General features: G+C 44.9%; 22 protein-coding genes. 15 read left to right on the top strand and 7 right to left on the bottom strand.

Annotated features, from left to right (window positions below; genetic code table 11):
* Window positions 1-8 precede the first annotated feature (8 nt).
* The 4 genes from E5260_RS12560 to E5260_RS12545 are packed head-to-tail and all read right to left on the bottom strand — an operon-like array spanning window position 9 to window position 3513.
* Window positions 9-863, bottom strand: coding sequence for a PhnE/PtxC family ABC transporter permease (locus tag E5260_RS12560; RefSeq protein WP_003640973.1), 855 nt, complete (start codon window positions 861-863; stop codon window positions 9-11).
* The gene (gene phnE / locus E5260_RS12555; protein WP_003640974.1) at window positions 860-1663 is read right to left on the bottom strand and encodes a phosphonate ABC transporter, permease protein PhnE; all 804 of its coding nucleotides are present in this window, start codon (window positions 1661-1663) and stop codon (window positions 860-862) included. Before phnE ends, E5260_RS12560 begins: the two co-directional genes overlap by 4 nt.
* Window positions 1653-2423 carry a phosphonate ABC transporter ATP-binding protein gene (gene phnC / locus E5260_RS12550; RefSeq protein ID WP_003640975.1) on the bottom strand — a complete coding sequence of 257 codons (771 nt, stop codon included), beginning with the start codon at window positions 2421-2423 and terminating at the stop codon, window positions 1653-1655. The genes phnE and phnC overlap by 11 nt, the downstream gene beginning before the upstream one ends.
* 37 nt (window positions 2424-2460) lie before the next feature.
* Entirely contained in the window at window positions 2461-3513 is a 1053-nt protein-coding gene (locus tag E5260_RS12545) for a phosphate/phosphite/phosphonate ABC transporter substrate-binding protein (protein WP_003640976.1), read from the bottom strand.
* A 279-nt stretch (window positions 3514-3792) separates the two neighbouring features.
* Here E5260_RS12545 and tsaB point away from each other — a divergent pair, with 279 nt between their 5' ends.
* From tsaB to tsaD, 4 genes are read left to right on the top strand one after another with little or no spacing between them, the layout of a single operon-like run.
* Entirely contained in the window at window positions 3793-4518 is a 726-nt protein-coding gene (tsaB, locus tag E5260_RS12540; RefSeq protein ID WP_003640977.1) for a tRNA (adenosine(37)-N6)-threonylcarbamoyltransferase complex dimerization subunit type 1 TsaB, read from the top strand.
* Entirely contained in the window at window positions 4502-5080 is a 579-nt protein-coding gene (gene rimI / locus E5260_RS12535) for a ribosomal protein S18-alanine N-acetyltransferase (RefSeq protein WP_011101142.1), read from the top strand. Before tsaB ends, rimI (E5260_RS12535) begins: the two co-directional genes overlap by 17 nt.
* The gene (rimI, locus tag E5260_RS12530) at window positions 5073-5528 is read left to right on the top strand and encodes a ribosomal protein S18-alanine N-acetyltransferase (protein ID WP_003640979.1); all 456 of its coding nucleotides are present in this window, start codon (window positions 5073-5075) and stop codon (window positions 5526-5528) included. The genes rimI (E5260_RS12535) and rimI (E5260_RS12530) overlap by 8 nt, the downstream gene beginning before the upstream one ends.
* Window positions 5529-5532: 4 nt before the next feature.
* Window positions 5533-6579 (top strand): tRNA (adenosine(37)-N6)-threonylcarbamoyltransferase complex transferase subunit TsaD, encoded by a 1047-nt coding sequence (tsaD, locus tag E5260_RS12525; protein WP_003640980.1) that lies wholly within the window; start codon window positions 5533-5535, stop codon window positions 6577-6579.
* 886 nt (window positions 6580-7465) lie between these two features.
* Here the strand turns inward: tsaD and E5260_RS12520 are convergent.
* Window positions 7466-9448, bottom strand: coding sequence for an ABC-F family ATP-binding cassette domain-containing protein (locus E5260_RS12520; RefSeq protein WP_003640982.1), 1983 nt, complete (start codon window positions 9446-9448; stop codon window positions 7466-7468).
* 168 nt (window positions 9449-9616) lie between these two features.
* On the opposite strand from E5260_RS12520, the gene E5260_RS12515 reads away from it, so the two are divergent.
* Window positions 9617-10294: a redox-sensing transcriptional repressor Rex gene (locus tag E5260_RS12515; protein ID WP_003640983.1), complete on the top strand. Its 678-nt coding sequence runs from the start codon at window positions 9617-9619 to the stop codon at window positions 10292-10294.
* Between the two features lie 164 nt (window positions 10295-10458).
* On the opposite strand, the gene E5260_RS12510 is transcribed toward E5260_RS12515, so the two are convergent.
* The gene (locus E5260_RS12510; protein ID WP_003640984.1) at window positions 10459-11103 is read right to left on the bottom strand and encodes a CPBP family intramembrane glutamic endopeptidase; all 645 of its coding nucleotides are present in this window, start codon (window positions 11101-11103) and stop codon (window positions 10459-10461) included.
* A gap of 192 nt (window positions 11104-11295) precedes the next feature.
* Between E5260_RS12510 and groES the strand changes: the two genes are divergently transcribed.
* From groES to E5260_RS12485, 5 genes are all read left to right on the top strand, one after another.
* Window positions 11296-11580 (top strand): co-chaperone GroES, encoded by a 285-nt coding sequence (groES, locus tag E5260_RS12505; RefSeq protein ID WP_003640985.1) that lies wholly within the window; start codon window positions 11296-11298, stop codon window positions 11578-11580.
* 55 nt (window positions 11581-11635) lie between these two features.
* A complete protein-coding gene (groL, locus tag E5260_RS12500; RefSeq protein WP_003640986.1) occupies window positions 11636-13261 on the top strand; it encodes a chaperonin GroEL in 1626 nt (541 codons plus the stop codon).
* Window positions 13262-13510: 249 nt separating this feature from the next.
* Window positions 13511-15346 carry an APC family permease gene (locus tag E5260_RS12495; protein ID WP_003640987.1) on the top strand — a complete coding sequence of 612 codons (1836 nt, stop codon included), beginning with the start codon at window positions 13511-13513 and terminating at the stop codon, window positions 15344-15346.
* A 215-nt stretch (window positions 15347-15561) separates the two neighbouring features.
* Window positions 15562-16659 carry a glycosyltransferase family 4 protein gene (locus E5260_RS12490; protein ID WP_003640988.1) on the top strand — a complete coding sequence of 366 codons (1098 nt, stop codon included), beginning with the start codon at window positions 15562-15564 and terminating at the stop codon, window positions 16657-16659.
* A gap of 324 nt (window positions 16660-16983) precedes the next feature.
* Complete coding sequence (locus E5260_RS12485; RefSeq protein ID WP_003640990.1) at window positions 16984-17886, top strand: phosphate ABC transporter substrate-binding protein; 903 nt, start codon at window positions 16984-16986, stop codon at window positions 17884-17886.
* A gap of 190 nt (window positions 17887-18076) precedes the next feature.
* Here the strand turns inward: E5260_RS12485 and E5260_RS12480 are convergent, their stop codons facing one another.
* Window positions 18077-18724, bottom strand: coding sequence for a YigZ family protein (locus E5260_RS12480; RefSeq protein ID WP_003640991.1), 648 nt, complete (start codon window positions 18722-18724; stop codon window positions 18077-18079).
* A gap of 66 nt (window positions 18725-18790) precedes the next feature.
* Between E5260_RS12480 and E5260_RS12475 the strand changes: the two genes are divergently transcribed.
* From E5260_RS12475 to prfB, 5 genes are all read left to right on the top strand, one after another.
* Window positions 18791-20143, top strand: coding sequence for a DEAD/DEAH box helicase (locus E5260_RS12475; RefSeq protein WP_024971450.1), 1353 nt, complete (start codon window positions 18791-18793; stop codon window positions 20141-20143).
* Window positions 20103-20777, top strand: a complete 675-nt coding sequence (locus E5260_RS12470; protein WP_021355936.1) for a ComF family protein — start codon at window positions 20103-20105, stop codon at window positions 20775-20777. Before E5260_RS12475 ends, E5260_RS12470 begins: the two co-directional genes overlap by 41 nt.
* A gap of 133 nt (window positions 20778-20910) precedes the next feature.
* Window positions 20911-21477 (top strand): ribosome hibernation-promoting factor, HPF/YfiA family, encoded by a 567-nt coding sequence (gene hpf / locus E5260_RS12465; protein WP_003637821.1) that lies wholly within the window; start codon window positions 20911-20913, stop codon window positions 21475-21477.
* A 386-nt stretch (window positions 21478-21863) separates the two neighbouring features.
* A complete protein-coding gene (gene secA, locus E5260_RS12460; protein WP_003640994.1) occupies window positions 21864-24227 on the top strand; it encodes a preprotein translocase subunit SecA in 2364 nt (787 codons plus the stop codon).
* 105 nt (window positions 24228-24332) lie between these two features.
* A protein-coding gene (prfB, locus tag E5260_RS12455; RefSeq protein ID WP_096641376.1) for a peptide chain release factor 2 occupies window positions 24333-25449 on the top strand; the annotation gives its coding sequence in 2 pieces (ribosomal slippage) (window positions 24333-24404 and window positions 24406-25449; 1116 coding nt in all).
* Window positions 25450-25630 lie beyond the last annotated feature (181 nt).

Genomic DNA, 25630 nt, shown 5'->3' with positions numbered 1-25630 from the left:
GAATTTACTTAGTTGTTCTTTAAGTAGTGGCCACGTAACCGCATAGAAACCAGTTCGAGCACGATTGCGACACCCAAGAGTAGGTAGACAATCAAACCAACTTCATGGAAATCGAAGTAGAAACTGCCAGCCATGAAGAGGTAGTAACCGATATCGTCAGCACCAGCTGCAGCACCAACGGCGACCGCATTGGCAAAGTTAATTTCAAACCGGATGAACGTCCAGCTAAGAAGTGCTGGAATGATTGACGGGAGAATGGCCTGAAAAACAATTGGCCAAAAACCCACGCCACTCGCCTTTAACGCTTCAATCGTATCTTGCGAGGTTTCTTCAATACTTTCAGAATAAGCCTTAACCAAGTACGCTACACTGTGGAAGGTCAAGCCGACCACGGCGGCACTAGCACCTAATCCCATGACTACGGAGTAAATTAACACCCATAAAATCGTTGGAATGGCACGAATAAAGGCCATGACTGCTTTAATACTAGTAGCTAACCAACTGGGTGCTAAGTTACGGGCAGCACCGACGGCAATGAAGAAGGCGATTAGCGCTCCTAACAAAGTCGTCAACATCGCTAATGAAACACTAGTCATTAGGGCCCGTAAGAGTTGCCCCAGTGTGTCTTGACCAACGCTAGGGTGTAAGAACATAGCATTCAGGTTGAGACCTAAGCTATGCAAAGCGTCAATGATGTTCAGGTTGGCATTATTGAGTGTGACTAATGAATAGACACTGATAAGCGTTAGGCCAATCATAACGGCTCGCAGGATTTTGCGGGGCCGAGTCACCAACGAAATCGACCGGGTTGGTGGTGCTGACGGTTGAAGTACTTGTGTTTTGGGTTGACTGTTTTCAATCATGCAATTGCCCTCCGAATTCGATTAGATGTCAATTCTAAAACAATGACTAAAATCGCAATTAACAAAACAATTAGACCAGCAGCGTCATAGCGGAACGCCTTAAAATAGTAGTCAAAGAGAAAACCAACACCCGTACCCGTCAAGAGTCCGACCAAGGTTGCGTCCCGTAAGTTGTTTTCAATCATGTAGAGAATCCAACTAGTCAAGGTACTAGCGGCTTCGGGTAACACCCCACAGAAGACACATTGGAAATAGTTGGCGCCAACGGCTTGCAGTGCTTGAAGCTTTTCGGCATCGAGGTCCTCAATAGTTTCAGTAAAGGCCCGTGTCAGATAGCCTAGCGTCATAAAGAACAGTGCCAAGAAGCCCGTAAAGTCACTCTGTTTAAAAGAAAACAGAAGAATCATCGCCCAAGCGACCACCGGAATATTACGTAAGAGTGAAGCACCAAAACGAATAATCCAGCGGAGGACAGGCGTTGGGGTGGTTGTCTTAGCACCGAGAATCGCAAAGATCAGGGCGAAGAGACTAGCGACCATGGTTGATGAAATTGCCACGAGCAAGGTCCGCCACAGCTGATAAAGAATCGGTCCCAGATAAGAAATCGAACGACTTGTCGGAATAAAGTTGGTAAACAACCACATTAAGCCCGCTGGAATCTTACTGATCGAAGCCCACGCCTGAAAATTAACGAGGGCCATGGATAAGACGTAGATGCCAATTAAAATGAGCAAAACAACTGATAATCGCAACCGACGTTGCCGAAAAAAGCGTTGCGGTGTCATTGGATTAGTTTTCATTGGCAGCCACCGCCGTTGATTGGTCAGGTTGGCGATAAATGTGCTGTAAGACCGCGTCGTCAACTTCATTAGTGGCGCCTTCGAAAACGATGGCCCCGCTGTTAATGCCGACGATATGGTCGGTGTACGCCATTGCGATATCGACCTGATGTAGATTAATGAGGATAATCAGTTGTTTTTCCTTTGCCAATCGCCGTAGAATGTCCATGACAATGGTCGTTGATTTGGGATCTAGGGAAGCAATCGGTTCATCACATAAAATCATCTTAGGATGTTGCATTAATGCCCGTGCGATCCCGACCCGTTGTTGTTGGCCACCACTTAATTGATCGCAACGTTGGTAGGCGTATTCTTTTAACCCTACTTCGTCGAGTAGTTGTAGCGCCTCTTGTTTTTCGGCGCTACTGTAAAGGCCGAGCATGCCAGCAACTGTTGATTTAGCGCCTAAGCGGCCATGCAGAACATTTTCAAGGGCCGTTAACGGACTGATCAGATTGTAGTTTTGGAAAATCATGCCGATATGATGACGAACTTTGCGTAATTCAGCTTTGTTCGCTTGACGAATGTCAGTGTCATCGAGCAAAATTTGACCACTATCATCGCGGATCAACTGATTGATACTCCGTAAAATAGTTGTTTTACCAGCACCAGACGGGCCGATGATGGCAGTTACTTCGCCCGGTTTAGCTGTGAAGTTGACTGCTTTGAGCGAATGCTTATTGGAACCATATGTTTTATCTAGCTGAATAACCTTGAGCATTGGCAAATCCTTTCATTGTGAACTAATGGTACGTGGTTTAGTAACCTACTAACTTATGCGTTGGCGCGTACCACTTGTCGGTAACATTAACTAATTTGGACTTTTCTGATTTCTTAGGGAACATCATTGGTGTCTTCGCATTTGGTTCAGAGAAGATCTTTTTGTTTTGGGCAAAGGACTTCGACGTGAACTCAGTGGCGATCTTCTTTTGATCATCCTTGCTGAGGGACTTGGTATTGTATACCCATGGGCCTTGTTGAACAGGCATCATGGCAATGTTAACGACCGACTTGCCGGCTAAACTTGTAAATGGCGCTTCGGCGTTATCCTTAACAGTGAAAGTTGAGCCGACCTTGTCCCATGATCCCTTGGTAACGTTTAAGTATGGCATTAAATCAGCATCATCAAAGGCAGCGACATCCGCATCCCCCTTGAGTAAGTTGACCGCGGAACCCTGATGAGAGCCACCATAGAGCACTTTACTAAAGAATGATCCGCTTTGAGTTAATTTATCTTGGTCAGCGGTTTTGATGTTGAATTCACGTGAGATTTCAGCCGTTGGTACTAAGAAGCCTGAAGTTGAACTATTGGAAACATAAGACATCTTCTTGCCTTTGACGTTCTTAATACTGTACTTACCGTTTTCTTCATACTTTTTGGCATCTTTTTGTTGTACCATTAAGTAGGAGTTATAAGTAGCGTCTTTCAAGGTACCTTTAGCATCAGATTGTGCGGCAAAAGGTACAACATCTTTGCTCTTGTGGTGTGCTTGGATATAACCGTTAGCCCCCATGTATGCGACTTGAGCTTTGCCGGATGCAATTGCTTGGATCGCAACGTTATAGTCGGTCGTGGTTTGTAATTTAACCGTCTTACCCGTTGCCTTTTCAACTGCTTGCTTAATGGCCGTACGGGAACCAGCAAAACTCTTGGCTGATTCGTTAGGATAGAAGACCACCGTGATGGTTTTGCTGCTATCCGTACTGCTACCACCAGATTTAGCACTGGTTCCGCTAGCGCAACCTGCGAGTCCTAAACCTAAAACCGAAATGAATGAAAGACCTAATAATGACTTACTAACTTTTGACATAGTTTCCAATTACCTCCAAGTAATTTTAGTTACTTGTGTAGCATAACAAGGTATTGTAAATGTGCGGACAAGGATTAGTGAAGTATATGTATAAGTTATGTAAATAATATTTACATTCGGTTTTCAATTCAGCGATTGGTAAGTATGAGTGGAAACTGGTCAGGATAGTTGTTGATTGTTTCTGGATTGAATTGGTTGGTTACTACCGTAAAGCTTTCAAAGTAAGTAAATTATGATAAGATATGTGAAGTAATTCAAAATGAGGAGTTTTTTAAAATTATGAAGTTGTTGGCGATTGATACTTCGAATCGGCCATTGAGTGTCGCGGTATTAGAAGATACCCAGATCTTGGCCACAACGACCACTAATGTTGGCCGTAACCACAGTAGTACATTATTACCAATTATTGAACAAGCCATGGCTCAAGCTAAATTGGCACCAGCTGATTTAGACCGGATCGTCGTTGCTGCCGGACCAGGGTCGTATACGGGGTTGCGAATTGGCGTGACGACTGCTAAAACACTTGCCTTTACATTAGATAAAGCCTTAGTTGGTGTATCGAGTTTGGCCGTGTTAGCTGGCAACATTGTGACGGAAGGCCAATTAGTGGCGCCGTTATTTGATGCGCGTCGTGACAACATCTTTGCCGGGTTATATCGGATTAAGAACCAGCGTCCAGTTGCCGTTATCGCTGATCAACATATCAGTGTGACCGAGTGGGGCCAACGATTAGCTAGTTATGATGAACCAATTACCTTTGTCGGCGCGGATGTCGATCAATATGCGGATGCTTTGCAGCAATCGTTAGCCAAGCAGTTCGTTCGTGCAGCCCCACAACTTGACTTGCCCCAAGCCGTAGTACTAGGTTTGATGGGTCGAACGCTGACACCCGTGAGTGAAATTCATAACTTTGTGCCGAACTATTTGCGTTTAACGCAAGCTGAACGTGATTGGCAAGCCAAGCACCCAGAAAAGGAACATGCGCCCTATGTTGAGAAAATTTAAGGAGTACTTTCAAAAAATGACCACCGGTGGCAATCAACGCCGCCAACGTGTATTGGCCATTCAAAATCACATCGTTAAAGTGGGCGAAGTCAATTACTATGTCTCACGCGCACTGATTACCGATGTGCCCGAGATGCTAGCCATTGAACGGGCCGTATATGCGGGACAGACACCGTGGGATGAAAATGCGTTTAAGACGGAACTTCGCCGACAGAGCGGTCGGTTCTATATTGTGATGCGTCATGAAGATCGCCTCGTCGCTTTTTGTGGTTGTGTCTTTGATGATCGCCGCCAAGATGCACATATCACCAATATTGCTGTACATCCTGATGTTCAAGGCCAAGGACTAGGCCATTTTATGATGCAAGTCATGATGAAGCGGGCGCGTAAGTTGCATTACCAAACGGTGACCCTTGAGGTTCGTTACAGTAATACGATTGCGCAACAACTTTACCGCGATTTAGGGTTTGAAAAGACTGGTATCAAGAAACGGTACTATTTTGGCGACCATGAAGATGCTATTGATATGACTTATCGTATTCCGGTAGCTACGGATGACTGAACGACAGCTTGTCGCCAGTACGCAGCTTGACGCGGGTCGGGCCGTCCAAGTTTGTTACCAGTTAGCGACATTAGCATATCCCGGTGGCGCACCTTGGCGGCAAGCGACGTTTGCGGCGGACATGGCGTTACCAACGGTACACTATGATTTATTACGGTGGCAGGATGAACTGATCGGGTTTGTCAGCCGCTCAACAGTGCTTGATGAGACCGAAATTACGAATATTGCAATTGATCCGGCCTATCAGCGTCAAGGGCATGCGCGGTGGTTATTAACAGCCTGCTTAGCACAATTATCGGCAGGGTCCGTATTCCTAGAAGTCCGGGCTAGTAATCTCGCCGCCCAGCGCTTGTATCAGCAATGCGGCTTTGACCAGATTGCCACGCGTAAGGAATATTATCATGATCCCGAAGAAGATGCGTGGATCATGCGTAAAATGATTAATTAAAAGGATGGGAACCGTGGAAAAACAAAACTTGATTTTAGCGTTTGAGTCCAGTTGTGACGAGACTAGTGTGGCAGTGATCAAAGATGGCCATGAGATTTTATCCAACGTGATTGCAACGCAGATTAATAGTCACAAACGGTTTGGTGGCGTGGTTCCTGAAGTTGCCAGCCGTCATCATATTGAACAAATTACAATTTGTATTGAAGCCGCACTTCAAGAGGCACACGTGACGTATGCTGACCTTGATGCTGTTGCCGTGACGTATGGCCCCGGTCTAGTGGGGGCACTGTTAGTCGGTGTTAATGCAGCTAAGACAGTGGCATACGCGCACCAATTACCGCTGATTCCAGTTAACCATATGGCCGGGCACATTTATGCCGCTCGGTTTGTTAAGCCATTCGAATTTCCGCTAATGGCACTATTAGTTTCTGGCGGTCATACTGAATTGGTCTACATGCAAGCAGATGGGCAGTTTGAGATTATTGGTGAGACACGTGACGATGCGGCTGGTGAAGCTTATGATAAAATCGGTCGGGTATTGGGTGTTCCATATCCGGCAGGTAAAGTCATTGACGAGATGGCACATGCAGGTCACGACACTTTCAAATTTCCGCGAGCAATGATTGATGAAGATAATTACGATTTTAGTTTTAGTGGGCTGAAGAGTGCGTTCATCAATACGGTCCATCACGCAGATCAAATTGGCGCGACTCTGGATAAGAACGATTTAGCGGCTAGCTTTCAGGCCAGCGTGGTTGATGTTCTGATGAGTAAAACGTTACGAGTCCTCAAACAATATCCAGTTAAGCAATTAGTCTTAGCCGGTGGCGTTGCAGCTAATCAGGGGCTACGTGAACGGTTACAACAAGATTTACCAACCGCTTTTCCTGACACAGAACTAATCTTAGCGCCTCTAAAGTTATGCGGTGATAATGGTGCCATGATTGGTGCTGCGGGCTATGTTCAATATCAGCATCACCAATTCGGCGACGCGGCGCTGAATGCCGATCCAAGCTTAGAATTTGATTGGATGCCAGGTATGTTGAAGTAATGAAGTAGTTATAAACGGGTGTGAAAAGTCAGTCCTTTTCACACCCGTTTTAGTATCTTTTCATTAATTATGATTAAAAGAGGATGATTCCTAGAATCAAAAATGACCATCTTAAGCCCGCTGGAAATAGTTCAAGTTAGTGTAAACTTGCTTAGTTAGTTCGTCCTACACCGACCTCCAGGCATTTCTGCCAATTGCCGGAACGTGGTGGGCACAGATTTGAGCCGAAAAACCACGTCTCAAATACTGGCCTTTCACTAACCAAGCACAGGACGCTTGCTAAGTGAAATTTCACCACTGGGCATTGTCAGAAACGCCTTCCAGTCGGGATAGCGTTCGAATGGCTGATAGGGGCGTACTCAACTTTTGCTGGATTTGTCGTTGTTTTTCATAAACGTTAATTTTATCAATCAACTGTCAGATTGAAAAGGTCTTGTGATAACTCACTATTTCTGAATTACCGTAGTAATAATTGAATATTTCGAAAAAGTGGAGAAGGCACTCTGATATTTGACTTAAAGGGTTCAGTATCAAAATAGCCAACGACAAATTGTACCGAGTTCAGTGGCCGTTCATCAGCCATTCGAGCGGCATCCCGACTGGAGGGGCTGGGTGACAATGCTCAGTAGCCAAATTATTCTTAGCTGGAAGTGGGTTCCTTCCGGCTTAGAATAAGACTCAAATCGACGTCGGCTTACGTTCCAGCAATTGTCACCCAGCCCCGGAGGTCGGAATCGGACGCGCATTGCTGACGAACAGGAACCCACCTAACCGGCACCTTTCAATCATGATTTATGCCGCGGATAGGGGCAAAATAATAGTCGCCTCAAGAATTATATTAATTCTTGAGGCGACTATTATTTTTATCTGATGAGTCATTGGAAAATTAGCTCAATTCTTCTAAAGCTTCAGCTTGTTCGGTCCATTCGGTTTCAACTTGTTCTTGTTGAGTATTGATGGCTTCAAGTTCTTTTTGTAGGTCTTGTAGTTTACCAACATCGGCCGATACTTCAGGTTGCGCCATTTCAGTTTGAATCTGTGTGGCTTGTTCATCTAAGGCAGTCATCTGTTCTTCCAGGGCGGCAACTGAGCGCTCGAGCTTGCGCTTTTCACGTTGTTGCTGCTTGCTGGCTTGGTAATTTTGCTGGCCTTTGGAGCGGGGAGCAGCAGTTGTGGCACTGGTTGAATCCGCTGCACCGGCTTCAGCAGCTTTTTCGGCCGCTTGGCTAGCAGCCGCAGCCGCGATTTCAGCTTGCTCTTGTTTCTTGTCGATGTAGTAGTCGTAATCACCTAAGAAGAGTTCCGTGCCTTCCGGAGAAACCTCTACGACACTCGTGGCGACTTGGTTAATGAAGTAGCGGTCATGTGACACGAACAAAAGGGTGCCGTCAAAGTCGTTGAGGGCGACTTCCAAAACTTCACGGCTATCGATATCCAAGTGGTTAGTTGGTTCATCTAAGATTAAGAAGTTGTCATTTTGCATGGCAAGTTTGGTCAACAGTAACCGGGCTCGTTCTCCACCAGATAGGGCATGAACGGGTTTATCAACATCTTCACCAGTGAAGAGAAAACTGCCCAAAATGGTACGAATGTCTTTTTCAGGAGTGGTGGGATGTTCATCCCAAAGTTCACCGAGGACGGTTTTTTTGTCGTTTAAATTACGTTGCTCTTGATCGTAGTAGCCCGTAACGACGTTGGTGCCAAAAACGGCCTGGCCTTTAATGAATGGAATCTGTCCCAAAATACTCTTTAGGAAAGTCGATTTTCCAATACCGTTCGGTCCAACAATGGCAATAGCTTCATGTTTCTTAATATTCAAGTTGTCGGGTTCCGAAAGAATCTGACCATCATAGCCCACGGCTGCATCTTTGACGGTCAACACAATGTTGCCGCTTTGTTTAGCCGCATGAAAGCCAAAGTGGGCAGTCTTCTCGTCACTATCAGGGCGGTCAAGGCGGTCCATCTTTGCTAACTGCTTACGCCGAGCCTGGGCCCGTTTTGTCGTAGAAGCACGCACGATGTTACGATTAACAAAGTCTTCAAGCTTGCTGATCTCCGCTTGTTGCTTTTCATAATGTTTCCATTGTGCTTGGATTCGAGCCGCTTTTTCTTGCACAAACTGGTCGTAGTTGCCAGTGTAGTGCACCATTTCATGGTGTGATAAGTCATAGACTTCGTTAACGACCCGGTCTAAGAAATAGCGGTCATGGCTAACGATTAGCAGCGCACCAGAGTAAGACTGGAGATAGCTTTCCAACCAAGTAAGGGTTTCGACGTCCAAGTGGTTCGTCGGTTCGTCAAGGATAAGCAAGTCCCGTTTTTCAAGTAACAACTTGGCCAAGGCCAACTGGGTCTTTTGTCCACCGGATAGTGCCGTCACCGACTTATCGTACACCTCGGCGTCGAATTGGAAGCCGTGCAACACGCCCCGAATCTCAGCTTGGTAGCCGTACCCGTTTTTTTGTTGAAATTCAGTTTGAATCTGATCATAGGTTTTCAGGGTCTGTTGATAAGCCTGCTCATCATTCATGATTGCGGGGTCGCTCAATTGATTTTCGAGCTGGTGCATCCGTTTTTCGATGGCATGTAACTCAGCAAAGACACTACTCATTTCTTCCCAAATCGTATTGTTACTATCCAGTCCTTGGTCTTGCGCCAAGTAACCGATTGTTAAGCCCTTGCGCATTGAAATCTGGCCTTCGTCCGGTACCGTTTCGCCGGCAATCATTTTAAGTAAGGTTGATTTTCCGGCCCCGTTTCGACCGACGAGGGCCACCCGAGCGTGTTCTTGAATATCCATTTGTACGTTATCGAACAAGACATCGGCGCCAAAACGCCGCATAACTTGCTGTACTTGTAGTAAAATCACGCTTTATTAAGCTCCTTTCACATTTAATTCGTGACATAATTGTAGCATATTGTAACGGCCTGACCCAATTATTCGGAATAATAAGTAATTATTATTTCACAAAGTCACGCGTTATGCTAGAATAGTGTCAGCAAATTCACAAACTTTTAATTAGGAGGACACGTCCGAATGGCAGAAACAAAAATTCCACGGGCAACGGCAAAACGGTTACCGATTTATTACCGCTATTTAAATATCTTGCTAGATGCAGATAAGAAGCGGGTCTCATCGACCGAGTTGTCCGAGGCGGTTAAAGTAGATTCAGCAACGATTCGGCGAGATTTCTCGTATTTTGGGGCGCTCGGCAAACGAGGGTATGGATACGATGTTGAAACGTTACTTGCATTTTTCAAAAAGATTTTAAATCAAGACACCTTAACGAATGTTGCTTTAATTGGGGTCGGTAATTTGGGCCACGCCCTACTGAACTTTAATTTTCACAAAAACAGTAATGTCCGCATTTCAGCAGCATTTGATGTCAACGAGGCGATTGCCAATACAGTCCAAAGTGGGGTTCCAGTGTACCCAATGACGGAGCTCAAAAAGCAATTGATCGAACAACAGATTGAGATTGCTATCTTAACGGTGCCAACCACGGTTGTTCAGAAAATTACCGATGACTTGGTTGATGCAAACGTCAAAGGAATCATGAACTTTACGCCGTTACGAATCTCCGTTCCTGAGACAGTACGGGTTCAGAACGTTGATTTGACCAACGAATTACAAACATTGATCTACTTCATTGAACATTACGGTCAGCAATTAGGTGACAATGGTAATGACGATGAAAATGAGACTGAAGATTAATAACTCGCTTTATCTTTGAAATTAAATGGCTATAAAAAGGCTTCTCTGAATTATTCAGGAAAGCCTTTTTAACATACTTAGATCACGAATCATTGATTGTAACGTATAAATATTCGGTGAAAATTAACGTTGAAACGCTAGGTTAGCGCTACCTAGTAATGATACTAGTGCAGTAAGCCTAATAATGTGGGTAACACAACCGATGCGTTCATTAGGATGTGAGCCGTCATCGATGTTTGAATCCGACCGGTGTGCTGGTATAACCAGCAGAATAATAACCCGATAAAGGCATAGAGGATAAAGTGACCATCCGCATGTGCAAAGCTAAATAGCACACTAGAAATCAAGGCCGCCCCAATCTGACCAGTAACCGCACTTAGATTGCCAAAGATAACTTTGCGGAAGACGATTTCTTCCATAATCGGGGCACCGACAATGATGGCTAAGAAGAAAGCGGGATATTGTTGCCCAACAGTTAAGAGGGTGGTCGTGTTGGTTGACGCTGTTGACTGTCCCAGTAAAGCCGTCATTTTTAAAATGATGACTTGACCAACGATGACTAGGACAAGACCGATCAATCCCCAGATGAACGTCATGAACCAGTTACTTGGTTGTTTTTCAACAACGTTTTTTGTCCGCATGCGACTCGCCAACCAGATGAGTAGGATTGCACCGACTAAGTAGTCGACCGTTTGAATCACGAATACTTGGGCCCCTAGCTGATGGAAAGCAGTCACAAGGACGCTCGGTAGTGCGTAAATAATAAAGTAGATGATAAGAATAAAGATTGATTGGCGGCGATTAACCATCAAGTCACGTCCTTTTAAAAGTTTGATTTAAGATTTATTGATACTTCAATAGTATTCATTATAGTCGATTTGACATTCTTTGACTAATAATTGACAAATCACTTGCAATCTTGAATTAAAATGATATAGTTGACAATGTAATTAGCACTTGAGGTTGAGGAGTGCTAAAAAAGAATAAATGGAGGGATTCACGTGTTAAAACCATTAGGAGATCGCGTTATCTTGCAACAACAAGAAGAAGAAGAACAAACAATTGGCGGTATTGTCATTGCCAATAACGCTAAGGAAAAGCCCCAAAGCGGTAAGGTTGTTGCCGTCAATGACGGTCGTGTTTTAGATAACGGGACAAAAGTTGACCCCAGCGTGAAGGTCGGCGATCAAGTATTATTCGATAAGTATGCCGGTACCGAAGTCAAGTATCAAGGTGCTAAGTATTTGGTATTGCACGAAAAAGATATCGTTGCAATCGAAGACTAATCCATTTAAATTGCGCAACTTAAAATAAATTAAATTCATGAGGTGAATAGAGATAATGGCTAAAGAATTAAAGTTCTCTGAAGATGCACGTTCAGCGATGCTAAAAGGTGTCGATCAATTAGCTGACACAGTTAAGTCAACGTTAGGTCCTAAGGGTCGCAACGTTGTTTTGGAACAATCATATGGTTCACCAACAATTACTAATGATGGTGTAACGATTGCTAAGGCGATCGAATTAGACGATCATTTCGAAAACATGGGTGCTAAGTTAGTTTCTGAAGTTGCTTCAAAGACTAATGACATCGCTGGTGATGGGACGACTACTGCAACGGTCTTAACACAATCAATCGTTAATGAAGGTATGAAGAACGTTACGGCCGGTGCTAACCCTGTTGGCATTCGTCGTGGGATTGAAGAAGCTACTAAGACGGCGGTTGACTCATTACACGCTATGGCACACGAAGTTAAGACGCAAGAAGATATTGCGCAAATCGCTTCTGTATCTTCAGCAAGTGAAGAAACTGGTAAATTGATTGCCGAAGCCATGGAAAAAGTTGGTCATGACGGTGTTATCACGATTGAAGAATCACGTGGTGTTGATACTAGTTTAGACGTTGTTGAAGGGATGCAATTCGACCGCGGCTACTTATCACAATACATGGTTACTGATAATGATAAGATGGAAGCGGATCTTGACAATCCATATATCTTAATTACTGATAAGAAGATTTCAAACATTCAAGATATCTTACCACTATTACAATCCATCGTTGAACAAGGCAAGCCATTGTTGATCATTGCTGATGACATTTCTGGTGAAGCTTTACCAACCTTAGTCTTGAACAAGATGCGTGGGACGTTTAACGTTGTCGCCGTTAAGGCACCCGGTTTTGGTGATCGGCGTAAGGAACAATTACAAGATATCGCTATCTTAACTGGCGGGACGGTTATCACTGACGACCTTGGCCTTGAATTGAAGGACACGACCATCGATCAATTAGGTCAAGCCAACAAAGTTACGGTTACTAAGGATAACACCACCATTGTTGAAGGCGCTGGTTCCAAGGATGCTATTTCAGAACGGGTTGAATTTATCCGTAACCAAATCGGTGAAACAACTTCTGACTTTGACAAAGAAAAGTTACAAGAACGTTTAGCTAAATTAGCTGGTGGGGTTGCCGTTGTTCGTGTCGGTGCCGCTACTGAAACTGAATTGAAGGAACGTAAATACCGGATTGAAGATGCTTTGAACGCAACTCGGGCCGCCGTTGAAGAAGGCTTTGTTGCTGGTGGTGGTACTGCTTTGATTAACGTTATCAAAGATGTTGCTGCATTGAAGGAAACTGGTGACGTTCAAACTGGGATCAACATTGTTAAACGTGCTTTGGAAGAACCAGTTCGCCAAATCGCTGAAAATGCTGGTTTGGAAGGCTCTGTTATCGTTGAAAAGATGAAGGAACAAAAGCCAGGTGTTGGTTTCAACGCCGCAACTGATGAATGGGTTGACATGATCAAAGCTGGTATCGTGGACCCAACTAAGGTAACGCGTTCTGCTTTACAAAATGCCGCTTCTGTTTCAGCCCTTCTCTTAACGACTGAAGCCGTTGTCGCTGAAAAACCTGAAGAAAATGCACCAGCTGCACCAGCCGCACCAAACCCAGGTATGGGCGGTATGATGTAAACAAATCGTAACATTAAGCACTTACTCGGCTGAGTAAGTGCTTTTTTAGTGCTGTTAGGGTGTGAATCGACTAGAATAAAGGTATTGATTTATCCATATTAGAGCGGTAGGATTAGTCGTTAACGCAAAATGTGGGTGCGGTGAAGCACCCGACATTTAACTGGTAGTATTTGGCAGGGTAAAGTAGTAGAATCTACTTTGACTCAGTTTACTTTGGGATAATTATTTTGGAATAAAGGAGTTATTATCATGTGGCGTTATTTAAAGCGGTTAGTTATTGGGAAACCGTTAAAAACCATGGACGAGGGTGGGCAAGCACTCACCAAGTTCAAGGCACTGGCGCTGCTATCGTCAGATGCGCTATCATCGGTGGCTTACGGTACTGAACAGATTACGACCGTTTTGATTACACTTTCAGCGGCCGCGTTGATGTATCAATTGTACGTGGCGGCGCTTGTGTTAGTGCTGTTGTTTGCTATTACGATGTCGTACCGACAAATTATTCGGGCTTATCCATCTGGCGGTGGCGCCTACGTGGTGGCAAGTACGAACTGGGGGCGGCCAGCCGGGTTAGTTGCCGGGGGATCACTGCTGGTTGATTATATGCTGACCGTAGCGGTTTCCGTCACTTCTGGTACTGAAGCAATCACGTCGGCGATTCCGGCGCTAGCTAATTATCAAGTATTGATTGCCGTACTGATTGTCATCGCCATCATGGCGTTAAATTTGCGTGGAATGCGCGAATCCGCATCATTCTTAACGTTTCCCGTTTATTTTTTCATTATTATGATTATCGGCATGATTCTATGGGGCGTTATGAATATTGCGAGTGGTAACTTAACTTACCACGCCTCCGCAGCAGTTGGAGCACCGGTTCAAGGGATGACCTTGGTGCTGTTCTTACGGGCCTTTTCTTCCGGTTCGTCTTCGCTGACTGGGGTGGAAGCAATCAGTAATGCGGTGCCAAACTTCAAACGACCGAAACGCAAGAATGCGGCGAACACGTTAGCAATTATGTCATTAGTCTTGGCCGTCTTCTTTGGTGGTATTACTTATTTAAGTTATTACTTAGGCGTTAAACCACAAGTAGACAATACCGTCTTGTCACAAATTGCTACGGCGGTCTTTGGTCACGGCTTATTCTACTACTTGTTACAATTATCGACGGCGTTAATTCTGGCCGTTGCGGCAAATACTGGTTTTTCAGCCTTTCCAATTTTAGCTTATAACTTGGCTAAAGATAAATTTCTACCACATGCTTACATGGATCGTGGGGACCGCTTGGGCTACTCCAATGGGATTATCTCATTGGCGGTCGGGGCAATTGCGTTGATCTTTATCTTTCATGGGAAGACGACGCTTTTGATTCCACTTTATGCGGTGGGGGTCTTTGTCCCATTTACTTTGTCGCAATCTGGTATGATTATTCATTGGTTCCGCGAACGGGGGCAATGGTGGTGGATGAAGGCGGCGGTAAACTTACTTGGGGCGTTGATTTCGATTCTCCTAGTGATTTTCCTATTCTTGCTACATTTCGGCAATGTTTGGCCATACTTAATCGTTATGCCACTCTTACTGTACATGTTCTACCGAATCCACGTGCACTATAACCGGGTTGCGGCCCAGTTACGCGTGGTTGCCAAGGAAAAAGCGGCGATTCATGATTATGACGGTGCAACGGTGATCGTCCTCGTCTCGAATGTGACGCGGGTAACTGCTCAAGCAGTCAACTACGCGCGATCCATCGGAGATTACGTCATTGCGATGCACGTGTCCTTTGATGAGAACCCTGAAAAGGAACACAAGACGGCGGCAGAGTTCAAAGAGACCTTCCCAGACGTCCGTTTCGTGGACATCCATTCGTCGTATCGGTCGATTGCAACACCGACGTTACGATTCTGCGATGTGATTGCTAAACGAGCAGCGGAACGCAACTTCTCGACAACGGTTCTTGTCCCACAATTCGTGCCGAAGAAACCATGGCAGAATATTTTGCATAATCAAACGAGTCTCCGATTACGAGCGGTATTAAATTCTCGTGAAAATATTATTGTTTCAACTTATAATTACCATTTAAAAGAATAGTGACTTAGTATTGAAACCCGGTATAGCTACCGGGTTTTTATTTTTGTGTCATAATATGAGTAACTAAGGTTATAATTTAGATACTTAATCAGCCCAGTGACCGGCAAATGTGAACGAATTGTGTTGCCTTTACTAAGTTTTAGTGAAGCGAGTTGTCAAGCGTCACTGGGATTTGTATAATTATCGTAATAGAGTGAGAAGGGAGTTACGCACAAATGATCAGATTTGAAATCCTAGTAAGCCTAGTGGCGACCATGATACTTTCTGCGATCTTGACGCCGTTTGTGCGGAAACTTGCATTTAAAATTGGTGCCGTGGATAAACCAAATGTACGACGGGTCAATAAAATTCCAATGCCGACAATGGGAGGCTTGGCTATTTTTATCTCTTACACCGTTGGGACGACTGTGTTGTATCTCATGCACCAGTTTCCCAGTCGCATTTTTTTCGCACTACTCGGTGGTGAGCTGATCATTATTGCGACTGGTGTTATCGATGATATTTATGAGCTAAAACCACGGCAAAAAATGTTAGGGATTACGTTAGCCGCTTTGGAGGTCTACTTTATTGGTGGTATCCGAATGACGACCTTCACGTTCCCGTTGCTGGGGCTGATTCACTTTCAGTGGCTGAGTTTACCGGTGACTTTACTGTGGATACTGGCTATCACGAACGCGGTGAACTTAATTGATGGACTGGATGGGCTAGCTACCGGTGTTTCGATTATTTCGTTGAGTACCATGGGAATCATCGGGTTGTTCTTCTTGAATGCTAATATGTTCGTTTCGTTGTTGATTTTTACTTTAGTTGCGGCGATGATTGGCTTTCTTCCGTATAATTTCTTTCCAGCTAGAATTTATCTCGGTGATACCGGTTCGTTGTTTATCGGCTTTATGACGGCTGTGTTCTCATTATTTGGATTGAAAAATGTCACCTTAATCTCAGTTGGTATTCCGGTTATGATCCTGGGAGTGCCAATTACGGATACGGTGTATGCGATGATTCGACGGATCCTGAATAAGAAGCCCATTTCGCAAGCGGATAAGCATCATTTGCACCACCGCTTGATGCAATTAGGATTGACCCATCGACAGACTGTGATGGTAATTTATGGGATTGCACTTATTTTCTCATTTATTTCATTGCTCTATCCGATCTCATCTATTTGGGGTTCTGTGTTATTGACGATTGGTTTATTATTTGGGCTAGAGTTATTCGTTGAAGCAATCGGATTAGCTGGTGACAATCGGCAACCGCTACTGGATTGGATCAAACGGACCGTCGCGCGTTTGACCTCCAAGAGTAATCATTAAAAACCAAATAAATCATTGAAAATTATTAAAGTGTTACAGGCATCTACCGTGTGATTAGCGGTGATGCCTGTTTTTAGTTGGTCATCAGTTGGTTCATCAATCTTAACTTTACCAAAACTATACAAGCAATTTACACAATCGTCATTCACAATTTACAAACGATTAGTAATATTAAGCATGTTCCGAAGCAATCAATTACGTGTAACCGTCGGACGGTGATGTTGCTCCATCACTAGTCGTAGCACTCCTACCCAGTTTTGCTATGATGGTTGCCGGGTTGGTTGCTTAATTTTGATAGTCAATTGAAGAAGGGGAGTTTCAATTATGAAAAAAGCACTGACACTCGGCGCATTGGCAGTAACGATGACCATTTTACTAGCTGGTTGCGGCAGTAGCTCAGCCACAAGTACGAAGAGTACTAGTAGCAGTAGTGGTAGTTCCAAGACTACTAAGATCGTTGCAACTGGTTCAACCGCTTTACAACCATTAGTGGAACAGGCTGGACAGGCTTACCAGAACGAACATGCTAACGTGACCATTAACGTTCAGGGTGGTGGTTCAGGAGCAGGCTTAAGTCAGGTGGCGAAGGGTTCAGTCAATATTGGGAACTCTGATTTATTTGCACAGGAACAAAAGGGGTTAGACGCCAAAGGGTTAGTTGACCATAAAGTGGCTGTTGTGGGGATGGCACCCGTTATTAATAAGGATGCCGATGTCACTAATATTTCAAAAGAACAACTTATCAAGATTTTCCAAGGCAAGATCACTAACTGGAAAGATGTTGGCGGTAAGGACGAAAAGATTACCGTCGTTAACCGTGCTCAAGGTAGTGGGACCCGGGCGACGTTTGAAAAATGGGGATTAGACAACGCGAAGGTCGCAACTAGCCAAGAACAAGATTCGAATGGGACCGTTCAAAAAATTGTTAGCACCACGCCTGGTGCCATCAGTTACTTAGCATTCTCATACGTTAAGAGTGACGTTCAGGCGCTTTCTATTGATAACGTCAAACCAACCGAAGCTAACGTAGCGACGAACAAGTGGAAGATTTGGGCTTATGAACACATGTATACTAAGGGGCAACCAACTGGGGAGTTGAAGAACTTCTTAACTTACATGACTTCTAAAGCCGTTCAAGGTAGTTTAGTTGAGAAATTAGGATATATTCCATTGACTTCGATGAAGGTTGATCGTGGCCAATCTGGTGCAATCACTAATTTAAAATAAATAACAGACAAAAAGTCGAGCGATAGCTCGACTTTTTTTATGGGCCGCAATTAGTGCAACGCGGACTTTAACAATGAAAAAACAAATCATCGGCTCAAGTGCTGGGTGTTATTGTTAAGACGAGTTGGCTGTTTCGATTTTGACTGCCAATCAAAGTTTGTGAGGCTCCCAATTATATATAACCAGCAATCTAGTTGCCAGGCGTAGTGACCGGAATTTCTGTAAATTGTTCACCTTGCTCCGAAAAGGTAACTTGACCGCTCAAGAGGTTAGTGATGTCCTGCTGAATCGTTGCAATTTCGGATTGAGTGACTGCGATGATTTGTGTGACTTGAACACCGTAGTCGGTATTCAGGGTCGTTAGCTTATTTTGTTGTAAATAGTAGGTTAAAGCATCGACGTTACGATAGTCGAGCGTGATGGCGATGCGGGTTTGTAAGATTCGCTGAACCTTACCACTGACTTCAATTGCTTGCGCGGGGGTGCCATTATAAGCTCGGATCAGTCCACCGGCGCCAAGCTTGATACCACCAAAATAACGGGTCACGACCGCAAGCACGTCGTGTAGCTCGTTGGTCTTGAGCACTTCTAAGATTGGTGAGCCCGCAGTTCCGACTGGTTCACCGTCATCACTCATCCGCTGAATATGATCATCATCACCAAGCATGTAGGCGAAACAGTTGTGGTTGGCCTTAGGATTATCTGCTCGAACAGCGGCAATCTTAGCTTGAGCATCTACTTCGTCACTGATGCGGTATAGATGAGCGATGAAGCGAGACTTTTTGATGGTTTGTTCAAATACCGTGTCTTGGGTGATGGTGTAGTAGGGTTTAGTCAAATTAATCGGTTCCTTTCGTGAATAAATCGTTAAATGGCGTACTTGATAACTAAGGAGGTGCGCACAATGGAAGCACAAGTCTTATACGGTCGTCAGCTCGCATTATCTGCAAATGAGGCTGCCGCAGTACCTGCTGGCACGCAGATACTGCCAGCCATGCAGGTTGATGAACATCAAATTATCTGTCAGCGTTGCGGCAGTCACTTGGACCGACTGCGAGCCCAATTACCCAATCAGCAATATTACTGTTATCAATGTTTAAATTTAGGTCGAGTGAGTACACTAGTTAAACTCTATCATATGCCAGAACCGAATGCTTTTGCAACGGTCCCGGTTTGCACGTGGCAAGGAACCCTAACGCCCCAGCAAGCGGACTGCGCGCAATCAATCAAAGCTAACTTCATGGCGCATAAACGGCAATTATTATGGGCGGTGACGGGAGCTGGAAAAACTGAAATGCTGTTTCCAGGTATTGCGTGGGCGTTAGCGCATCAGTGGCGGGTCGCCATTGCTTCACCACGAGTCGATGTTTGCTTAGAGTTAGCACCCCGGCTCCAGGCGGCCTTTGCTGATGTTCAAATTGCTGTGCTATATGGCCGCAATCCCGCTCCCTATCAGTATACGCAGCTGACGATTTGTACGACGCATCAATTGCTACGTTTTCGTCAGGCGTTTGACGTATTGATCATTGATGAAGTTGACGCGTTTCCGTTTGCTGCCAATCCCCGTTTGGCGTTTGCAGTGAATCAGGCAGCTAAGGTGGAGGGGGCCATTCTTTATTTGACCGCGACGCCCAGCCAAAGTTTGTTGTCCCAAGTTCATCGTGGTGAGCTTGCAATCAGTTATTTACCATTGCGGTTTCACCAACATTTATTACCGGCAATTAAGGTTAAGCTACAGCCAAATTGGGCTCGGCTCTTGCAACAAGGAAAATTACCACGAGACCTTATCCGGCAACTCCAACAGTATCAACAACAGCACCAGCGCTTTTTACTATTTGTTCCGCGCATCCAACAATTAGCGCCAGTGTTTGCGGTACTCCAACACTATTTTCCCCATATGACCGGAGAGACGGTGTACTCAGCCGATCCTGAGCGACTGACTAAGGTTCAACAAATGCGGAACCAGCAGTTTCAATACTTAGTTACGACGACGATATTGGAACGAGGGGTGACGTTTCCGGGAATCGATGTGATTGTGCTTGGTGCGGACGACGAAGTGTTTTCTACGGCTGCCCTCGTCCAGATTGCAGGACGGGTCGGACGCAGCAGTGAGCGTCCGACTGGCCTCGTCTGGTTTATTTGTCACAGTCATAGCCGCAATATCAAACGCGCTCAGCGCCAGATTCGGGTGATCAATCGAAAGGGGCGACAATTACGTGCTAGCATGCCTACTGTGTCACAACATTATCACGACTAAGTTTACGTTGCCCTGGATTCTTAGCTGGCAGCCGGTTATGCGGCCGGTCGTCTGCTCGGTTTGTTGGCGGCAATTTGTACGCATCGATCGGGCAACGGCATGTTCCAAATGTGGACGTGCTCAAAAGCGACCGCAACCGTGTACAGATTGTCAGTGGTGGCCTGAAATCGGTCCCTTTCATAACGAGGCGTTGTTCGAATATAATGATGCGATGCATGATTATTTTCAACGCTATAAATTTCAGGGTGATTATCAATTACGCCAAGTCTTTGCGAAGATCATGCAACAAGCAGTGGTACAACGGTGTGCTGAGATATGCTTAGTGGTACCTGTCACGCCCACAACATTGCAAACACGGGGCTTTAATCAAGTTGCCGGCTGGTTAGCCGCACCCCTCGCGCCCGGGTTAATGACCCAGGCAACAGCGAAGTCAGTGCCACAATCTAAGAAAGACCGGCAAGCGCGGTTGAGAACACCACAACCATTCAAGATGGCTCCTAATACGATTTTGGCCGGCCGGCGGGTATTATTAGTAGATGACATCTATACTACCGGCCGAACGATGCGCCACGCGGCAACGCTACTTTTGGAAAACGGTGCCAAGAGCGTGACGGGGCTAACGCTAGCACGTTAATTTCGAGGGAAAGTGGTATTTGGATTGTTTATTATAGCGCTTTCTATTATAATGAATTTAAGCAAAGTAATTAAAGAGTGGTCCTTTAATTACTTTGGGTACACAGCAATGTGTGTGAAGGGAGAGAAGATCTATGCTAAATTTTAATATTCGCGGTGAAAATATCGAAGTGACCCAAGCAATTCGGGACTACGTTCAAAAACGGGTGGGTAAGTTACAGAAGTACTTTGACAATAATGTTGACTCAATTGCCCATGTCAACTTAAAAGTTCACCCAGACAAGACGGCTAAAGTCGAAGTCACCATTCCACTTCCCTATTTAGTTCTCCGGGCAGAAGAAACTTCTCCTGATATGTATGCTAGTGTTGATTTGGTTACTGACAAGTTGGAACGCCAAATCCGCAAGTATAAAACTAAGGTTAACCGCAAATCCCGTGAAAAGGGTTATAAAGCGATTGATTTTGCAGCGACTGATGAAACAGTTGCCGCTGCCGACAATGATCAGGACGATAAGTTAGACGTTGTACGTACGAAGCGAGTGGCTTTAAAGCCAATGGATAATGAAGAAGCGATTCTGCAAATGGATATGCTCGGCCATGACTTCTTTATCTACGAAGACGCGGAAACGGACGCAATTAACATCGTCTATCGGCGTAACGATGGTCGTTACGGTTTGATTGAAACCGACGACAATCACTAATTTTAAAAGCGCAACTTATGAGGACTGGTCAGTTGACCAGTTCTTTATTTTTATCCCGGAACGCCCGTATAACATATTGTGATCATGAGAGTGACTTAGCCCGCGTTAGTAAGCTGAAGTTCGACTCACGGCACGTTTTTGCCAGCGACTCAAGACAGTTAAGCAAATATTGATAGAATTAAAGAACACGGGTCAGTGATTGTTGGGCTGTGGTTAAAGACTAATATTTAGTTAAGGATGTAAATAAAACGGTCGACGGTATCGGTTACATAGGGGCCTGTGGTTTTCATTGCTAGTAAATAATGGTAAAATGACAGATGGTATTTTATTTTGAAATGGACAATTGAAATTAAAATTAAGATTAATTATTTGGAGAGGATACGTAAATGGCCAACATTTTAAAACGCTGGGTTGAAAGCGACAAGCGGACTATTCGGCGTCTGGATAAGATTGCTAATAAAGTTGAAGCTTATGCCGACGAATACGGCAAGTTAAGTGATGCTGACTTGCAAGCGAAGACCCCAGAATTTCGTGAACGGTACAAGGAGGGCGAATCGCTCGACGATTTGCTGCCCGAAGCATTTGCAACGGCGCGTGAAGGTGCGAAGCGGGTACTTGGTTTATACCCATTCCACGTTCAAATCCTCGGTGGAATTGTTTTGCATCAAGGTGACATTGCTGAAATGAAGACTGGTGAAGGGAAGACCTTAACGGCCACTATGCCAGTTTATTTGAATGCCATCTCTGGTAAGGGTGTTCACGTTGTAACAGTTAATGAATACTTATCAGCGCGTGATGCGACTGAAATGGGTGAACTGTATAACTGGTTAGGGATGAGCGTCGGAATCAACGGGGCTGAAAAGTCGCCTGAAGAAAAACGTGCCGCTTATAACGCCGATATTACTTATTCGACGAACGGTGAAATTGGGTTCGATTACTTACGTGATAACATGGTGGTCTACCGTGAAGACATGGTGCAACGACCACTTAATTTTGCCATCATTGATGAAGTTGACTCAATCTTAATTGATGAAGCCCGGACACCGTTGATCATTTCTGGTCAATCAGAAGGTACAACGGGAATGTATAAGCGGGCTGACCGTTTTGCTAAGACGTTGACGAAGGATGAAGATTACAAGGTTGACTTGGAATCTAAGACGGTCGCATTATTAGACGAAGGGATTCGGAAGGCTGAAAAATACTTTGGCTTGGAAAACCTTTACGATACTGATAATACGGCGTTGAACCATTACTTGGATGAAGCTTTGCGTGCGAACTACATCATGTTGAAAGATAAAGACTACGTGATTTCAGACGGTCAGGCGTTGATCGTTGATTCCTTTACGGGGCGGATCATGGATGGTCGGCGCTTCTCAGACGGGTTACACCAAGCAATTGAAGCTAAGGAACACGTTGAGATTCAAGAAGAAACCAAGACGATGGCGAATATCACGTACCAAAACTTATTCCGGATGTACAAAAAGTTATCTGGGATGACTGGGACGGCCAAGACGGAACAAGAAGAATTCCGCGAAATCTATAACATGGAAGTTATTACGATTCCAACAAACCGCCCGATGATTCGTGATGACCGTTCAGATTTGCTTTACCCAACGTTACAAAGCAAATTCAACGCGGTCGTTAAAGAAATCAAACAACTCCATGAAAAGGGCCAACCAATGTTAATTGGGACCGTTGCCGTGGAAACGTCAGAATACTTGTCGCATCGCTTGGATGAGGAAAACATTCCGCACGTGGTCTTGAACGCCAAGAACCATGCGAAGGAAGCTGACATTGTTGCAAACGCCGGTCAACGTGGTGCGGTTACCATTGCCACCAACATGGCTGGTCGGGGGACCGATATCAAGTTGGGACCTGGTGTCAAAGAAGTCGGGGGGCTCGCCGTTATTGGGACTGAACGTCATGAGTCCCGCCGGATTGATAACCAATTGCGGGGCCGTGCTGGTCGACAAGGTGATCCTGGTATGTCACAATTCTACCTCTCACTTGAAGACGATTTGATGCTACGGTTCGGTTCAGAACGAATCAAGAACTTCCTGCAACGGATGAATGTTGAAGATGATGATGCGGTTATTCAATCACGGATGATTACTCGACAGGTTGAGTCCGCTCAAAAACGGGTTGAAGGGAACAACTATGACTCCCGGAAGAACGTTTTACAATATGATGATGTTATGCGGGCTCAACGTGAAGTGATTTATGGCGAGCGGCAACAAGTCATTATGGAAGAAAAATCTTTGAAGCCCGTTATCATGCCAATGATCAAGCGGACCGTTGAACGGACCGTTCAGTTACACATGCAAGGCGATGCCAAGGACTGGGATTTAGATGCAGTTGTTGACTTTGCCCAAGCTGCTATAGTGAAGGAAGATTCAATTAGTGTGGCTGACTTGAAAGGTAAGTCGCCAGCAGAGGTTGAAGCTTACTTGATGGACCGGGTCGATAAGATTTATGCGGACAAGGCTAAACAGCTTTACGATGCGGGTCAGATGCTAGAATTTGAAAAAGTCGTTATTCTGCGAGTGGTCGATTCTCATTGGACGGATCACATTGATGCGATGGATCAATTACGGCAATCGATCGGTTTACGGGGCTATGGTCAATTGAATCCGTTAGTTGAATATCAACGAGACGGTTACCAGATGTTTGAAGAAATGGTTGCGGATATTGATTATGATACGACGCGACTCTTCATGAAGTCTGAAATTCGCCAAAATATTCAACGTTAAAATTTAACGTTAGTGCTAGCGAGTCTAAGACTAAGGTCTTAGGCTCGTTTTACAGTTAAACCAGATATTAAATAATTAATAAATAAGTTGAAAGAAGGGTCCTTTGTGGAATTAAGTGAATATAAACACCTGATTGAAGAAATGCAAAGTGCTGTCGACGACTTTAGGGGGTCGCTTTGACTTAGATGCTTTGAACGAAAGCATTCAAGAAAATGAAGCTCGAATGGCCGAACCCGGTTTTTGGGACGACCAGGCTGCCGCCCAGAAAGTCATCGATGAGAATAACGTGTTGAAAGGAAAGTATGATACGTTTAAGCAATTAGCTGATGAAGTCGGTGACTTGGCAGTCGCTTATGAGTTACTGAGTGAGGAACCCGATGCTGAGATGCAGGCTGAGTTTGAAACGGACTTTCAGCACGCTGAACATGATTTACAACAGTACCGGCTCAACTTACTTTTGGACGGTCCGTACGACCGCAATAACGCTATTTTAGAAATCCATCCTGGAGCTGGTGGGACCGAATCCCAAGATTGGGGTGCGATGCTACTAAGAATGTACACGCGCTGGGCTGCGAGTCACAATTTCAAAGTCGAGACTGTTGACTACCAAGCTGGTGATGAGGCAGGCATTAAGAGTGTGACTTTATTAATTAGCGGCCACAATGCTTACGGTTATTTGCGGTCAGAAAAAGGGGTTCATCGTCTTGTTCGGATTTCGCCGTTCGATGCGGCTGGTCGGCGCCACACATCTTTTGCGAGTGTTGATGTGATGCCTGAGTTAGATGATACCGTGGATGTTGATATTCGACCTGAAGATTTGAAGATTGACGTTTATCGAGCCAGTGGGGCCGGTGGACAACATGTCAACAAGACTTCTTCAGCGGTTCGGATTACCCACGTGCCAACGGGAATTGTCGTTGCCAGTCAAGCGCAACGGTCACAATTACAGAACCGACAAACAGCATTGAACATGTTACGAGCGAAGTTGTACGAACGTGAAGAAGAGAAGAAGGCTAAGGAACGGGCGGCCATCCAAGGTGAGCAAATGGACATTGGGTGGGGCTCACAAATTCGCTCCTACGTTTTTCATCCGTATACGATGGTCAAGGATCACCGGACTAATTATGAATCACATGATGGGCAGGCTGTCATGGATGGTGATCTTGATCCGTTTATGGATGCTTACTTACAATGGAAATTAGCCCAGCGTAATCCGCAATAGATTGCACAAATACTAAGGTGACCTATCATTGCGCAGGTCGTCTTAGTATTTTTTGGCTACTAGTCTTATAATATAGAGATATTAAAGCGGTAATAGCAGGACTGACGGAATTGAAACGGCGTTGGTCTCCTTGGGCAAAAATGCTATACTAACTTCAGAGTTTAACGTTAGGGGTCACGCA

The organism is Lactiplantibacillus plantarum, assembly GCF_014131735.1.
Taxonomy (GTDB): Bacteria; Bacillota; Bacilli; order Lactobacillales; family Lactobacillaceae; genus Lactiplantibacillus; species Lactiplantibacillus plantarum.
Note: the sequence above shows the minus strand (reverse complement) of the source record. Positions and strands in the feature narration are given on the sequence as shown.

Bases quoted from the DNA above. Each gene is read 5' to 3' on its own strand.
- hpf (WP_003637821.1), top strand. From the start codon at position 20,911: ATGCTAAATTTTAATATTCGCGGTGAAAATATCGAAGTGACCCAAGCA.
- E5260_RS12560 (WP_003640973.1), bottom strand. From the start codon at position 863: ATGATTGAAAACAGTCAACCCAAAACACAAGTACTTCAACCGTCAGCA.
- phnE (WP_003640974.1), bottom strand. From the start codon at position 1,663: ATGAAAACTAATCCAATGACACCGCAACGCTTTTTTCGGCAACGTCGG.
- tsaB (WP_003640977.1), top strand. From the start codon at position 3,793: ATGAAGTTGTTGGCGATTGATACTTCGAATCGGCCATTGAGTGTCGCG.
- tsaD (WP_003640980.1), top strand. From the start codon at position 5,533: ATGGGAACCGTGGAAAAACAAAACTTGATTTTAGCGTTTGAGTCCAGT.
- secA (WP_003640994.1), top strand. From the start codon at position 21,864: ATGGCCAACATTTTAAAACGCTGGGTTGAAAGCGACAAGCGGACTATT.
- E5260_RS12485 (WP_003640990.1), top strand. From the start codon at position 16,984: ATGAAAAAAGCACTGACACTCGGCGCATTGGCAGTAACGATGACCATT.
- rimI (WP_003640979.1), top strand. From the start codon at position 5,073: ATGACTGAACGACAGCTTGTCGCCAGTACGCAGCTTGACGCGGGTCGG.
- E5260_RS12510 (WP_003640984.1), bottom strand. From the start codon at position 11,103: ATGGTTAATCGCCGCCAATCAATCTTTATTCTTATCATCTACTTTATT.
- E5260_RS12545 (WP_003640976.1), bottom strand. From the start codon at position 3,513: ATGTCAAAAGTTAGTAAGTCATTATTAGGTCTTTCATTCATTTCGGTT.
- E5260_RS12495 (WP_003640987.1), top strand. From the start codon at position 13,511: ATGTGGCGTTATTTAAAGCGGTTAGTTATTGGGAAACCGTTAAAAACC.
- E5260_RS12490 (WP_003640988.1), top strand. From the start codon at position 15,562: ATGATCAGATTTGAAATCCTAGTAAGCCTAGTGGCGACCATGATACTT.
- E5260_RS12475 (WP_024971450.1), top strand. From the start codon at position 18,791: ATGGAAGCACAAGTCTTATACGGTCGTCAGCTCGCATTATCTGCAAAT.
- rimI (WP_011101142.1), top strand. From the start codon at position 4,502: ATGTTGAGAAAATTTAAGGAGTACTTTCAAAAAATGACCACCGGTGGC.
- E5260_RS12515 (WP_003640983.1), top strand. From the start codon at position 9,617: ATGGCAGAAACAAAAATTCCACGGGCAACGGCAAAACGGTTACCGATT.
- phnC (WP_003640975.1), bottom strand. From the start codon at position 2,423: ATGCTCAAGGTTATTCAGCTAGATAAAACATATGGTTCCAATAAGCAT.
- groL (WP_003640986.1), top strand. From the start codon at position 11,636: ATGGCTAAAGAATTAAAGTTCTCTGAAGATGCACGTTCAGCGATGCTA.